Source organism: Sphingobacteriaceae bacterium, assembly GCA_002319075.1.
Lineage (GTDB): Bacteria > Bacteroidota > Bacteroidia > B-17B0 > Aurantibacillaceae > Aurantibacillus.
This window is the reverse complement of the sequence record NVQB01000001.1, coordinates 5241935-5256366: the sequence shown is the minus strand read 5'-3', so window position 1 is coordinate 5256366 and position 14432 is coordinate 5241935. Positions and strand designations below refer to the sequence as shown.

Below are 14432 nucleotides of genomic sequence, written 5' to 3'. Positions count from 1 at the left end.
AAAAAAGCTTAAACGGAACCTACAGCACTTACTTTGAGCTTATCCTCGCAATTTTTCAAAAGTTCTATCAGCGTTTTTTTAAGTAATGGATGAATATAGTCGGCTTCAATATCACATAAGGGAATTAAAACGAATTTGCGCAAATGCAGGCGTGGATGCGGTATATGAAGATGATCAAGATTGATAATTTCTGAATTATAGAAGAGTATATCTATATCCATCGTTCTGTCGGAGTTTTGTTTCTCCGTGCGAACGCGTCCTAATTCTGATTCTACACTAAGAATTCTCTCAAGTAATTCCTGAACCGTAAGTGAAGTTTCCATTTTCACCACCTGGTTAAGATAATTGTTTTTAGAATTCGAGCCCCAGGCTTCGGTTTCATATACGCCAGAAACTTTAACAATTGTGCCGCATTTTTTACTTAAGGCTTCTCTTGCATTCACGAGATTTTCCATACGGTTGCCAATGTTTCCGCCTAAACCTAAAAAAACCACATTCATACTATCTTTCCAAAAACAATCATTTATATTTTTAATTTTACAACCGTTACAAATATAAACATTAGCCCGTATGGCTGATAATTACTAATAAAGAATAAACTATGAACTAACCTTTTCTTGCAGCGATAAGGGGTACACTTTTTACAAATTAAGAAACAACAACATTATGAAACAGTTTTTCGGAGCATTTTTCGGATCAATTTTAGGGATTGTGATTGCCACAGTTCTCGCCATTTTTATAACCATAGCGGCAGTTAAGTCAAGTTTTACTGATTCTAAAGATAAAGACGAAGTAACTGAAACCAAGACCAACTCTATTTTAAAACTTGTGCTCGATGGCGAGATAGCAGAACGTGAAAAACAAAATCCTTTTAAAGATTTTGGCGGTATGAGTGAGTTTGGCGGAGGCGGAGGTCTTGCCTTAAATACCATGATCAAAACAATTGAAGCAGCAGCGTCTGATAAAAACATTAAGGGTATTTATTTATACGTAAAAAATATGCGCGCAGGTTCTGCAACAGTACTTGAAGTAAGAAATGCCCTCGAAGCATTTAAAAAATCGGGAAAATTTATTTATGCCTATTCTGAAAGTTATTCGCAACAAGAGTATTTCCTGGCATCTGTTTCTACTAAAGTGTTTTTAAATCCTCAGGGAAGTATGGATTGGAAAGGATTAGGCGCAAGCCTCATGTTCTTCAAACATAGCTTCGAAAAATTAGATATTGAAATGCAGGTGTTCAGACACGGCAGATTTAAAAGTGCTGTAGAACCTTTTTTGCTGGATAAAATGAGCCAGGCTAACCGTTACCAGTCGGAAATTTTTTTAAACAGCATTTGGAATACAATGTTGAGCTCGATTTCAAAAGACCGTAAAATAAGCATAGACGAATTAAACAGGATGGCTAATACTTTGGAAATTAAATTTCCGGAAGATGCTGTTGGTAAATTCATAGATCAGTTAGCTTACGAAGACGAAGTTGTTTCTGCATTGAAGAAAACAATCAACATGAAAGACACTGAAAAGCTTAAGTTTTTAGATTTTGAAAAATATGAAGAGAAAACAGAAACAAAAGTAAAAGGGGATAAAATTGCTGTGATCTACGCCAATGGTAATATTGGCAGTGGCGATGGCAATGATGATGAGATTGGAAGCGACCGCTTGGCAAAAGCCATCCGCGAAGCACGTCTCGATGATAAGATCAAAGCCATCGTGTTAAGAGTAAATTCACCGGGCGGAAGCGCACTGGCAAGCGACGTGATATGGAGAGAAGTTTTATTGTCTAAAAAAGTAAAACCAATGGTGGTGAGCATGGGCAATCTTGCCGCAAGTGGAGGCTACTATATTAGTTGCGCAGCTGATAGAATTTTTGCACAACCTAATACTATAACAGGATCTATTGGTGTATTTGGAATTATTCCTAACCTGAATAAAATGCTGGAGAATAAATTAGGTATAACAATCGATACTGTAAATACAAATAAACACAGCGATATGGGCACAGGACTTCGCGCGGTGTCAGGCAAAGAATACGATTATATTCAGAGTTCGGTAGAAAGAGTTTACGATACGTTTACAAAACGTGTTGCTGAAGGTCGCGGCATTACGCAGGCTGAAGTGGATAGCATAGGGCAGGGAAGGGTATGGACAGGGGCAGATGCAATTAAAATTAAATTGGTAGACGAACTTGGTGGTTTAAATGATGCGATCGCGTATGCCGCTTCAAAAGCAAAAGTAAAAGAATATAAAGTGCTTGAGTTGCCAAAACAAAAAAATCCTTTCGATGATTTCTTTGGAAAAAAAGAAAGTGAAATGGAAACCAAAATGATAAAAACAAATCTTGGTCCGGTTTATAAGTACTTTAAACAGTTACAAAACGTTATTAAATTAGAAGGCGTTCAGGCAAGACTTCCCTTCGAATTGGAAATTAACTAGGAAGTAATTTTTTGTAAAGATCATCCATGTCTTTACACAAGCGGGTATAGCTGAATTTGCGGATAACTTCCGCGCTCGCTATTCCCGCTTTTTTATTTACTTCCTCAAAATTATCTACGGCATAAAGTAGATTTTTTTTGTAAGCATTGGCATCGTCTGCCTCTGATAAAAGCCCACAATCGGGATGCAGAATGTCTTGTATGCCGCCCACATTTGTAGTGATAATATATTTCGATGCTGCCTGGGCCTCGATCAGACTCACAGGAGTACCTTCGTTTTTAGAAGTCAGGCAAACTAAGTCTAGCCCGGCTAAAGCGCCATCCACCTGCTTGATCCAACTTGTGAATTGAAAGAGTTGCTTGTCGTCCGCTTGAAGCGAATAAGGGAGTTGTTTTTGTTTGATATAAGCGATTAATTCTTGTTTTGTTTCTCCATCACCTATTATAAAGGCCACAATTTTTCGTTGAGAGTTTTTAGAAAGATGTTCTATGGCGTCAATAAATAAGTAATGATTCTTGATAGGAGCAAGGCGCCCAATAATGCCTATAGCAATATCGTCTTCGTTTAAGTGATATTTTTCACGAAAAATAGTTCTCTTTTCAGATTGCTTTTCCCTAAAACGATTTAAATCAAATCCCAAAGGAATAACCTGCATTTTTTCAGGGGCACAAATCGCGTGAATTTCAGTCAGCTCTTTTTTCTGCGCATTGCTGATGGCTACAATAGCAGTACTTTTTTTTGCCAGGTAACGTTCAATACTTTTAAAAATTCTTGTTTTAAAACTTCCAAAGTAGCCATGAAAAACGTGACCATGAAAGGTATGTATTAAGATAGGAACTTTACAGTGCGAAGCGGCTAAACGACCAATGGCTCCGGCTTTGCTCGCATGTGTATGTACAATGTCAGGTTTAAATTCTTTAATGATTTTTTTAATTCTCCGGTAGGCAAAATAATCGCCCAAAGGATTTATGCTTCGGCGCAATTCCTCGATAATTTTTGGTTCTAATCCCAATGATTCGGGAATATACAAAGAGCTTTCTTCCCCTTCTTCCTCCGGACCTCCAATCAGAAGTGTTTCGTAATTTGCCGGTAAAAATTTACTGAGATAAGATACATTGTAACTGATACCACCCAGGTTAAAACGGTTTATAATACGAAGCACTTTTGGCATCCTGTAAATTTTTAATTTAAGTTTTGTAATTTTTACCTTGTAATTAGACGAACCGTGACTTTACTGCGACCAAACACATCAAAGCGTTCAACTTTTTTATTTCGACAAATATACTTTTTTGTGATGTTTAAATTATAATTAACTTAGTCGTCCTGTTATGAAGATGCTTAAACCTGTTTTTTTAGTAACGCTGTTAACTCTTCTTAATTCTTCTATTGCCCAGCAATTAAGATTTAAGCACATCACCAGCGAGGATGGATTGAGTACGAACCTCGTTAAAACCATTATCCAGGACGACCTCGGTTTTATGTGGTTTGGAACCCAGGATGGTTTAAATAAATACGACGGCTACCAGATTAAAGTTTTTAAAAACGATCCTTCAAATCCCGGCTCACTCTCGTGTTCAGATGTTACCGCTTTAAAATCAGTAAGACCAAATATTATTTTGGTTGGCACCCGCGAAGGCTTAAATCTTTTTGATCCTACTACTGAAAAATTTACTTTGCTTGACAAAATCGATGGCCATTTAAACGCTCGCATTAACGTCATCTATAAAGTAGATGAAACAGCTGCTCTTATCGGTACCGAAAAAGGGTTATTCCTGCTTGATTTCATAACTAAAAAAGTTAAGCAAAAATTTCTGACAAGTGAAAATACCAATGTTACATGCGTTGAAAATGTGGGTGGCCTTCTCTATGTCGGAACTATGGGCAAAGGTTTGTGGAGACTTAACAATACGAATACTAAAATTGACAGAATTAATTTTATCGTGCCGGATTATTTGGAAGTAAACGTTACTAACCTTGAATCTATCACACACATTGATAGTTACGGCGGCAAACTTTATGTCGGCACTTACGGTTTTGGTATTTATAAAGTCGATGGTCAGTTCGAAATTGAATCAAAAATTTCTTTTACCAAACCAAACGAAGCTTCCAATTATATCAAAGATTTCGTTATTCGCGATAATAAAATCTTTGCTGCTACGGCCTGGGGAGTTCTGGTTTATAATCTTCTTAATGAGAAAGTTGATTACTACACAAAACAAGAAGGCCCTCTGTCTTTAAATTCTAATCCCATCAATTGCATTTTTAGTGACCGCGAAAATAATTTCTGGATTGGAACCGATCTTGGCGGAGTAAATATTTCTTTTTTCCGTTCTCAGAAATTTCCAAACTCCACTTACAATTACGAAACCGACTTTAGTAATATTTACGCATTTGCAGAAGATAAAGCAGGATCCGTAATGTTGGGTGGCGTAAAAACCTTTCATCAGTTAAATCTTGAAACGGGTACAAATATCCCCCATACTAAGGGAATACCGGATTATACCATCTTAAGCATTGCAAAAGAATCTGCAAATGTTTATTGGTTGGGCACATGGGGCAATGGCTTAATTCGCTACGACATTACTTCTAATAAGTCTCAGAATTTTTTAAGCGATGATGTTGGCGGCACTGTTGTAAGTTTAAAAATTGATAATGGTGCAATTTATGCCGGAACGGTTTCTGATGGTTTATATAAAGTAGATTTAACTAGTTTTGAAGTTACAAGCTTTAAAGAAAAAGATGGATTACCGGCAATCAGCATAAATACAATTTTTAAAGATTCTAAAGGACATGTTTGGTTAGGGTCTTCTGAAAAAGGCCTTATCAAATTAGAAGGCTTTGATAAAAATGGAAAATTAAAAGTATTAAATACCTTTTCAAACAAAGGCAAAGCTGGAGAAATCGCTTCGAATCTGGTACTTGGAATCAATGAAGACAAAGCTGGAAACATTTGGGCCGCGACTTCTACAGGATTAAGTAAACTATTAAACAACAATACCTTTTATAATTTTTATTCTAAAGATGGATTGGCAAATACTTATTTGTATTCCATCTTAAAAGATAGTGTGGATAATTTTTGGATGAGTTCAAACGCAGGCTTGATCAGGTTTAATCCCCTGCAATCTGAAAAAGAAATTACGTTTAAAAATTACAGTATTAAAGACGGTCTGGTTAACACAGAATACAATAGCGGAGCAGCCTTTGTTTCAGAGTCGGGGATGATGTATTTTGGTGGAGCTAAGGGATTTAATGCTTTCAGGCCCTCTTCTATAAAAGACAATTTGCATGCCCCGGAAGCCTATGTAATAGGCTACAAAAGAGGGGGCAATGATGTTGTTATGGATTCCCTGATTACCTACACCAAACAATTAAATCTCGATTGGCACGATAATTATTTTCAGTTTGAGTTGGTGGCCATGGATTACAGTGATCCCGGTAAAAATAAATTCAAATATAAACTCGAAGGGTATGATAAAGAGTGGTCAGCACCCACTACCGTGCGTTATGTGTCTTACACAGAACTTCCGGGTGGAGAGTACACCTTTAAAGTAAAAGCATCCAACAACGACGGTACCTGGAATGATAAAGCTTTTGAAATTCGTATCACCGTTGTACCTCCTTTCTGGAAAACAAAAGCCTTCTACGCCATTATTAGTATCCTTGGCATTGCACTAATATACTTCTATACACAATATAGAACCCGCGCAATCAAACTTAAGAATAAGGTACTCGAAAATAAAGTGGCCGAACGTACTAAAGAACTCGAAGAAAAGAACCGCGATATTATGGGTAGTATAACTTATGCTAAGCGTATCCAGGAGGCTATTCTTCCTTCCAAAGAAACAATTTATAAAAAGCTCAAAAAAGTATTTATCCTTTATCAGCCCAAGGATATTGTAAGTGGCGACTTTTATTGGTTCGCTGAAGAAAACGGCATTAAAATATTCGCTGTAGTGGATTGCACAGGTCATGGAGTTCCCGGAGCATTTATGAGTATGATCGGACATAACCTTCTTCGCCAGATTGTTTTAGAGAGAGGGGTTACAGAACCCGGAGAAATATTGAACAACCTTCACAAAGGCGTTCAGGAAGCACTCCGCCAGGGGCACAACGAAATTAGTACCAATGACGGAATGGACGTGTCCATTATTACCATCAGCGAGAAATCCAACGAAATCAAGTGGGCCGGAGCTAACCGTCCCTTAGTGATGGTTAATAAAGACGGTGAACTTTCAAAACTGGATGGAAATAAATATCCTATTGGAGGAGCACAGTACGACGTTAATAGAACTTTTACCACGCATCCGGTCAGCGCCGCAAAAGCTTCCATGGCTTATATGTTTTCTGATGGCTACGCCGATCAGTTTGGTGGAGAAAAAGGCAAAAAATTTATGGTAAAACGTTTCCACGAATTATTAGCCAGCATCCATTTAAAAAGTGCTGAAGAACAAAGATCTGAACTTCAAAAACATTTCGAAGACTGGCGTTTGAACCACGAACAGGTAGATGACGTTCTTATTGTGGGCATTGAGATTTAATTTAAATCCTTATATTTGCCCACAACAGCCTTTACCCACAGTGCTATAAAGTGACTTTGATGACAAAAACATTTCAAATCTCCCTGGTTTTAGCAGGATTATGTACGGTACTATTTACAAATTGCAGTAAAAAGGAAAATCAGGAAGTGGATAACGAAACGCAGTCTGTTGTAGATTACGCCATTATCGACCAGGAATTTCTGAGCATCGTGCCGGCAATTTATCAAAGTCTCCAGGCCACAAATGGCACAGGAGCCGCTACAACCCCTACCGTTTTTACCTGCGATACACTTTCTTATGTAAGTGGCGATACCAGTACTTTCTCGCCAAACGTGGTTTATTCACTTAACACATCAGGCACAACATGCGGAATGATAATGCCCGACGGTAAAACGAGAACAGGAAAACTCACTATCCGTTTAAACGGAAAGGTAAAAAAGGATTCAAAAATCATTGTTAAACTTGTTAACTACACATCTGAAAATATCAGTTACACCTGCGATAGCCTGGTTCTAACGACTTTGGAAATGAATACATCTTCACCCTCTTTCAATGTTACATTAATCAATGGACGTTGTACCAGCGGCACGGCGACTATTAAGTACTCCTTCAACAGAACTTTTGTAATCTATCCAAACGGCGATTCCAACGCCGACGGTGCAGTAATTCACGTGTTTGGCGATGCTTTCGGCACAAACCGTCAGGGCACAAACTTTTCAACAAGTGTTTCACAACAAGAAAGCCTGTTAAAACATAAAACATGCCGGTATATTGATAAAGGCCTAATGGAGCTGACTCCCGAAGGCTTTAAGACAAGAACAATAGACTTTGGAAATGGCACTTGTGATGATGAAGCAACTTTTACCGTTAAAGAAAATACTGTAGCATTTAAATTAAAATAATATATTTACAGCAAATTAAAACAAATTATTCCATAGTGGACGTTTTCGATATATACGATAAAATGGAGCGAAATAATATTTTGCTTTCATTTAAAGGAGAAATTACATCCGACTTATTGACGTCTATTCTTCAAATAATGGAGAATAAAATGGATAATATGCAGGAAGAACCTAAAATGAAAAAAAAGGTTTACAATGTTTTAGTAGAATGCCTGCAAAATTTATATCATCACCTCGATGAAATTACAGAAGTTGATTCAGAAAAAATCAGGTCAGCAATTTTTACCATTGGTAAAATTGACAATAAATATTCGATCATTACCGGCAACTACATTTTAAACGAAAACATCAATGGTTTAAGAGCCAGATTGGATGAAGTAAATGGCCTCAATAAAGAAGAACTAAAAGAATATTACAAGCGTATTTTAAATAACGGAGAAATGTCGATGAAAGGCGGCGGAGGTTTAGGAATGATAGATATCGCCAGAAAAACCGGTGAAAAATTAGATTACAATTTTTTGGAAATTGACAATAAAGTTTCTTTCTTTACACTTAATATAAAAGTATCAAATCAACAAAATTAAAAATTACAATTATGGAAAAATATTCTATTGAAGGCACACCGAAAACACCAAGCATAAACTTTGACTTGAATGGTGGGGTACTTGAAGTAAAAGGGCGTTCAATTCCAGAAAATTCTATTGAATTTTATAAACCTTTAGTAGATGCACTGGATAAGTATGCAAGCGCTGCAAAGCCTGCTACCACTGTAAATGTTCAGTTAGAATATTTTAATACTTCTTCTTCAAAATGTATTCTTGATGTTTTCAAGAAACTTGAAGGAATTAATAAAGGTGGAAGTGCAGTTACTATTAACTGGCACTACGAAGAAGATGATGAGGATATGTTAGAGGCAGGTGAAGATTATCAGGCAATTATTAATGTGCCTTTTAAAATGATTATGGTTAACGAATAATTTTTAATAAATCACTATAAAACCCTGTCCCCTTTTGAGTGTGGACGGGGTTTTTTTATTATATTTGTCTCCCTTTTAAAAGCAAAAATATGTCATCCAAAATTTCAGAATTATTAGGCGCAAATGCCGACTCTCTATTAAATCATACTTGCAAAACCATATCAAAAGATCTGATCCATTTACCGGGAAATGACTTTATAGACAGAACGTTTGCGCCATCAAACCGCAATCCACAAGTTTTAAGAAGTCTTAGTCAGTTATACAATACCGGGCGCCTTTCTGGTACAGGGTACATGAGTATTTTACCGGTTGATCAAGGTATTGAGCATAGTGCAGGGGCAAGTTTTGCTCCAAATCCAAGATATTTTGACAGTGAAAATATTATCAAATTAGCAATTGAAGGCGGTTGCAATGCTGTAGCATCTACTTATGGCGTTCTAGGATCAGTAGCCAGAAAATACGCTCACAAAATTCCGTTTATTGTAAAAATTAATCATAACGAATTTATTTCGTACCCTAACAAATTCGATCAGATTATGTTTGGTTCTGTTGAAGAGGCCTGGAACATGGGAGCTGTGGCAGTGGGTGCAACTATCTATTTTGGATCTCCTGAATCAGGACGTCAGATCGTTGAAGTAGCGCAGGCCTTCGAACGTGCACATGAATTAGGTATGGCTACGGTTTTATGGTGCTATACCCGTAACAATGCTTTCAAAAAAGATGGTGTAGATTATCACACAGCGGCCGACTTGTCTTCACAGGCGAATCATTTAGGGGTTACTATCCAGGCTGACATTATTAAACAAAAACTATCCGATAAAAATGGTGGATACACTGCTGTTAACTTTGGTAAAACGCATGCAAAGGTATATTCTGAATTAACTACAGATCATCCTATTGACCTGGCACGTTACCAGGTAGCAAATTGTTACATGGGGCGTATGGGCTTGATCAACAGTGGTGGAGAAAGCAAAGGCGCAAGCGATCTTGCAGAAGCAGTTACAACTGCTGTAATTAATAAACGTGCAGGTGGACAAGGATTGATCAGCGGTAGAAAAGCATTTCAAAAACCGGTACAAGAGGGTGTTGCATTATTAAACGCTATTCAGGATGTGTATTTGGATAAAACTATTACCATCGCATAAGCACAATTGAATAGTAATTTTTTCTCGTTGATTTTTAATGAACCGGAAAAATAAAAAACTAAGAACCAAAAACTAATAACTGGAAATTTAAAATGGGTTGGTTTAAAAGATTAAAGGAAGGTATCACAACTTCTACAAAAGAGAAGAAAGAAACACCAGAAGGATTGTGGTACAAATGTCCTTCCTGCAAAAAAATTCATACTGTTCAGGATCACACCGCGAATAAATACGTTTGTTCAGAATGTGGATACCACGAAAAAATTGGAAGTAAAGAATATTTCGAGGTTATTTTCGATAACAACCAATTTACCGAATTACACGAAAATCTTGTGAGTGGTGATCCTCTCGATTTTACTGACACTAAAAAATACACCGATCGTTTAACGGATACCATTCGCAAAACAAATCTGAAAGATGCTCTCCGCAGCGCTTATGGCAAAGTAAATGGATATGATCTTGTGATCTGTTGTATGGACTTTAGTTTTATCGGTGGGAGTATGGGAAGTGTGGTTGGAGAAAAAATTTCAAGAGCCATTGATTTTTGTATCCAGACTAAAACACCCTTATTAATTATTTCGAAAAGTGGAGGGGCCCGTATGATGGAGGCTGCTTTCTCTTTGATGCAGATGGCTAAAACCTCGGCTAAATTGAGCCAGTTGGCTCAACATAAAATTCCGTACATTTCTTTATTAACCGATCCAACAACGGGCGGCGTTACCGCAAGTTACGCCATGTTAGGCGATTTAAACATTGCTGAACCTGCTTCTTTAATCGGATTTGCTGGTCCGCGTGTTGTAAAAGAAACGATTGGTAAAGATCTTCCGAAAGGGTTTCAAACAGCTGAATTTGTTTTAGAACACGGGTTCTTAGATAAGATCATTCCTCGTACCGAGCTGAAAGAAAAGTTGGGACAATTGCTTAGAATGTTCAAGAACTAACTATTTTTTTTTAAAGATATAATCAACCACGATGCATACTACATCGTGGTTTTTTTTATGCTATAATATTCTGGCACTGTAATTGTTCAATTGGAAATGGAAGTGCCATATAATTAACCCACTTAATGGTTAATTAACCGAACCCCATTTTGCTAACCCTAAAAAAATCTCCCATGATCACACCCATCAAACTTGTTGTTTTCTTAGTAGCATTTTTAATTGCAGCTAAATTAAAGGCCCAATGCGATGCGAGTAATTCTCCAACGTTTCAAGTTGCTACGAGTAGTGTTACATTAGCAGTAAATGGCTTTTGCGGTACTCAAATGAATATTCAAAACGCAGCTACATTTCCCATGGCGGGAGGCCCGGTTTCCTTTACAATTTTGGCTCCCGGTCAGCCAGGTGTTACAATCCCTGAATACACAGCATCTTCTATTGCCTATACCGCCGGAGTCTGGACTTTACAGGTAATGGATAATACCAGTGGCTGCATTACAAGTCAGACTCTCCAAATAAACAGTTTACCACAACCAACTCTGTCATTAGCCACAAGTAATACAGTTATTTGTTCAGGACAAACCGCTACTATAACTGTAAGCGGCGCAAGCACCTATGTGTGGAATACCAACGCTACAACAGCGAGCATTGCTGTTAGTCCGGGAGCTACGTCAACCTACAGCGTAAAAGGAACGAGTAGTGGTGGTTGTCCAAATACTGCTTCTGTTGCTTTAAATGTAAACCCATCTCCAAACTTAACCGCAGGCGCCGACCAGGCCTCTCTTTGTGTAAATCAGGCTATTCAGCTCACTGCTCAGGGAGCCAACACTTATACCTGGAATAACACAAACACCGGCAATAACTATATGAGTCCTGTAATAACAACCACAGGTAGCATTACGTACAGCTTTCAAATTCAGGGAACTGGTCCGAACGGATGCGTGAGTACAAAAACAATTACTGAAAATGTTTGGGCGAATGCCTGTGAAAACCTGGTAGGATTAAATGAATACAATAAATTTAATCGGCTGAAAATCTTCCCCAATCCGGTTGCTGACATCCTGAACATTGAGTTGGAGAATAACATTTCGGAGATAAAAATCTACGACCTTACAGGAAAAGAGGTTATGAATTTTAAAAACGCCAATCAACTTGATGTCACCGCGCTACCGCAGGGGTTCTACTTTGTTAAAATTATAAATGAAGTGAAGAAGTTTTTGAAAGAATAGTTAATTCTATAATAAAGTTTACGCATTTTCTGTTGACCTTTCTTTGCCTTTAAATTTCTGAAGATTAAACAGATTTAGTTAAAAAACTGAATTTCAGCAAGGTAGATATATTTATTTACCCAACTTTTGCTTATCTTTATTCGTATAAGTTATTAAGACCGTTATTAATTATGAATATTCAGCCTCAACTGATTGCATTGTGCATTAAGCAGGACCGCAAGGCTGAGTATGAATTGTATAAAGTGACCTATAGTTATTTAATGAGTATTTGTATGCGTTATTCTAAAGATAAGGATACCGCTTCAGAATCATTAAACATGGGTTTCCTCAAAATTTTAAAAAATTTGGGCACCTACAAGCCCGAGATTCCTTTTAAGGCCTGGATTCGCAGGGTTATGGTAAACACTTTAATTGATGAGTACCGCAAAAATAAAAGGGAGAGAGAGAAAGTTACCTACGTGGAAGAATATTATGACAGTGCCGACTTTTCAGATGTTAATGAAGCTCTGAGCCGTATCAACTATAATCAACTTCTCACGCAAATCAATTTATTACCGGAAGCAACAAAAAAAGTGTTTAACCTTTTTGCCATCGACGGATATTCGCACAAGGAGATTGGTGAGTTATTGAGTATTAGTGTGGGTACATCTAAATGGCATTTGAATGCCGCCCGACAAAAATTAAAAGAATATATAGAAAATAGTGTATTAACCAGAATATAAGAAAGATGAGTTTCGAAGAAGAATTTGATAGTATAATTAGACGAAAGGCGGAAGGGGAGAGTTACCCGTTTGATGAGAGCAATTGGGAAAAAACCAGTGCTTTGTTAGATGCAGAACGTAATACCACCCGTGCTTTAAAAATAAAACAGTTATACCTTCCTGTAGTGTTGGTGCTTGCTATAGGTACAGCCGGTCTTATGACCTATAATTATTTCGACTCCGTTAAAGGAACTACTCAAACCGCAAAAGAACTTGCGGTTGTTGCAAAAGCAGATATCGCTACAAGTAACAACGAAAATAAAATCACCGTAAGTTCTTCAAAACTAAAGACGACTTCACTTGACGATAAAAAACAAAATGATGAATCTACTAATACAATAGCCAATAACGCCTCACAAAATACCAGCGAGATAACTAAAGCGGTTGTAGTGAAAAGTGCTGCTGAAAAGACCCACATGGCTGCTATTTCGAAAGAAAAGAACACTTCTACAAATCAAGAGACTGCTTTAAAAATAAAAGAAAGTAATTTACCTCTCTCTACAACTACTTCTAAAGAAGAAAAATCAAAAGCAGAGAATCAAAATGGTGAAAGACAAGAAAAATTAGCTGAACGTTCTGAAAATATAATGGCTGTTGAACCCGCCAATGCGAAGGAAGCTACTAATTTTGAAGCTTCGAATAAATCTGCCAGCACTGAGCTCCCAGAAATTACTTCTGAGAATAGCAGATCCGAAGCAGATAACTCCTATGTTATACCAGCTTCCGCAGCCCCTTCAGCTTCTGACTTAAATCAAGTGGTGAATGCAGATCAGCTGAGTGCGGTATATTCAACTCTGCCTTTTGAAGTGAGTGACCAGGAGATAAATTCCGGCCCCTTTGTCTATCTTAACAGATATGATGATGAGTACTACAAAAAGAAAAATGCTAAAACCCATTACCTGGATATTGAATTCGGAGCAAATTATCTTTTGGGCTGGAACGCTGCAAAAGGTAAGGATGGAGATGGAATGAACTGGTATGCAGGACTTAATTACGGACGTTATTTGTCGAATAAATTTAATGTGAGTATTGGTCTGCAAGCCTACAATATTGCTAATATTAAACAACCGTTTTATTTAGTAGCCGCTAAAGAATATGGTTTCGGTTCTAACCTTATTTATACACGTGTTACCAGTAACGAATTATATTATTTAGCCGTTCCTTTGAAATTTAATTACATGATCAATCGTAAAAACAGTATAGGCCTTGGTGTGAATGCCGCTTACCTTATCGGAGCAACCAATACTGTTTCTAAATATTATACTTTAGATAATGAGGTTAGAACTGTTGGGCCTTCAGATACACAAACCAAAGGGATCTATAAAGGTACAAACACAATGAACATCATGTTAACTGCCAATTACAAAACCCAGTTAGTAAAACGGGTTGGTTTAAATCTGGAATTTAACTACGGGGTAAGCGATATGTTTAAGAATACTGATCAGGTTAAAACAAGCGAAGTCCCCATGGGCATTCGTGTTGGCTTAACTTATGCGATTTTTGATAAATAAAA

Annotated in this window: 12 protein-coding genes; 10 read left to right on the top strand and 2 right to left on the bottom strand. The window is 37.4% G+C overall.

Annotated elements, in window-relative coordinates; genetic code table 11:
* Window positions 1–8: 8 nt before the first annotated feature.
* Window positions 9–500 carry a 2-amino-4-hydroxy-6-hydroxymethyldihydropteridine diphosphokinase gene (folK, locus tag CNR22_22760; protein ID PBQ34480.1) on the bottom strand — a complete coding sequence of 164 codons (492 nt, stop codon included), beginning with the start codon at window positions 498–500 and terminating at the stop codon, window positions 9–11.
* Window positions 501–666: 166 nt separating this feature from the next.
* Here folK and sppA point away from each other — a divergent pair, with 166 nt between their 5' ends.
* Window positions 667–2433, top strand: coding sequence for a signal peptide peptidase SppA (sppA, locus tag CNR22_22755; protein ID PBQ34479.1), 1767 nt, complete (start codon window positions 667–669; stop codon window positions 2431–2433).
* On the opposite strand, the gene CNR22_22750 is transcribed toward sppA, so the two are convergent.
* Entirely contained in the window at window positions 2426–3604 is a 1179-nt protein-coding gene (locus CNR22_22750) for a hypothetical protein (GenBank protein PBQ34478.1), read from the bottom strand. The genes sppA and CNR22_22750 overlap by 8 nt on opposite strands.
* 157 nt (window positions 3605–3761) lie before the next feature.
* On the opposite strand from CNR22_22750, the gene CNR22_22745 reads away from it, so the two are divergent.
* The 9 genes from CNR22_22745 (at window position 3762) to CNR22_22705 (ending at window position 14430) form a co-directional block, all read left to right on the top strand.
* Entirely contained in the window at window positions 3762–6971 is a 3210-nt protein-coding gene (locus tag CNR22_22745) for a hypothetical protein (GenBank protein PBQ34477.1), read from the top strand.
* Window positions 6972–7030: 59 nt separating this feature from the next.
* Entirely contained in the window at window positions 7031–7873 is an 843-nt protein-coding gene (locus CNR22_22740; GenBank protein PBQ34476.1) for a hypothetical protein, read from the top strand.
* Between the two features lie 35 nt (window positions 7874–7908).
* Window positions 7909–8457, top strand: coding sequence for a hypothetical protein (locus tag CNR22_22735; protein PBQ34475.1), 549 nt, complete (start codon window positions 7909–7911; stop codon window positions 8455–8457).
* Between the two features lie 11 nt (window positions 8458–8468).
* Window positions 8469–8849 carry a nuclear pore complex subunit gene (locus tag CNR22_22730; GenBank protein ID PBQ34474.1) on the top strand — a complete coding sequence of 127 codons (381 nt, stop codon included), beginning with the start codon at window positions 8469–8471 and terminating at the stop codon, window positions 8847–8849.
* Between the two features lie 89 nt (window positions 8850–8938).
* Entirely contained in the window at window positions 8939–9994 is a 1056-nt protein-coding gene (locus CNR22_22725) for a fructose-bisphosphate aldolase (GenBank protein ID PBQ34473.1), read from the top strand.
* 92 nt (window positions 9995–10086) lie between these two features.
* Complete coding sequence (locus tag CNR22_22720) at window positions 10087–10932, top strand: acetyl-CoA carboxylase carboxyl transferase subunit beta (GenBank protein PBQ34472.1); 846 nt, start codon at window positions 10087–10089, stop codon at window positions 10930–10932.
* A 173-nt stretch (window positions 10933–11105) separates the two neighbouring features.
* A complete protein-coding gene (locus CNR22_22715; protein PBQ34471.1) occupies window positions 11106–12158 on the top strand; it encodes a hypothetical protein in 1053 nt (350 codons plus the stop codon).
* Window positions 12159–12328: 170 nt separating this feature from the next.
* Window positions 12329–12880 (top strand): RNA polymerase subunit sigma-70, encoded by a 552-nt coding sequence (locus CNR22_22710; GenBank protein ID PBQ34470.1) that lies wholly within the window; start codon window positions 12329–12331, stop codon window positions 12878–12880.
* A 5-nt stretch (window positions 12881–12885) separates the two neighbouring features.
* Complete coding sequence (locus tag CNR22_22705) at window positions 12886–14430, top strand: hypothetical protein (protein ID PBQ34469.1); 1545 nt, start codon at window positions 12886–12888, stop codon at window positions 14428–14430.
* Window positions 14431–14432 lie beyond the last annotated feature (2 nt).

Bases quoted from the DNA above. Each gene is read 5' to 3' on its own strand.
- sppA (PBQ34479.1), top strand. From the start codon at position 667: ATGAAACAGTTTTTCGGAGCATTTTTCGGATCAATTTTAGGGATTGTG.
- CNR22_22705 (PBQ34469.1), top strand. From the start codon at position 12,886: ATGAGTTTCGAAGAAGAATTTGATAGTATAATTAGACGAAAGGCGGAA.
- CNR22_22710 (PBQ34470.1), top strand. From the start codon at position 12,329: ATGAATATTCAGCCTCAACTGATTGCATTGTGCATTAAGCAGGACCGC.
- CNR22_22725 (PBQ34473.1), top strand. From the start codon at position 8,939: ATGTCATCCAAAATTTCAGAATTATTAGGCGCAAATGCCGACTCTCTA.
- CNR22_22750 (PBQ34478.1), bottom strand. From the start codon at position 3,604: ATGCCAAAAGTGCTTCGTATTATAAACCGTTTTAACCTGGGTGGTATC.
- CNR22_22745 (PBQ34477.1), top strand. From the start codon at position 3,762: ATGAAGATGCTTAAACCTGTTTTTTTAGTAACGCTGTTAACTCTTCTT.
- CNR22_22715 (PBQ34471.1), top strand. From the start codon at position 11,106: ATGATCACACCCATCAAACTTGTTGTTTTCTTAGTAGCATTTTTAATT.
- CNR22_22730 (PBQ34474.1), top strand. From the start codon at position 8,469: ATGGAAAAATATTCTATTGAAGGCACACCGAAAACACCAAGCATAAAC.
- folK (PBQ34480.1), bottom strand. From the start codon at position 500: ATGAATGTGGTTTTTTTAGGTTTAGGCGGAAACATTGGCAACCGTATG.
- CNR22_22740 (PBQ34476.1), top strand. From the start codon at position 7,031: ATGACAAAAACATTTCAAATCTCCCTGGTTTTAGCAGGATTATGTACG.
- CNR22_22720 (PBQ34472.1), top strand. From the start codon at position 10,087: ATGGGTTGGTTTAAAAGATTAAAGGAAGGTATCACAACTTCTACAAAA.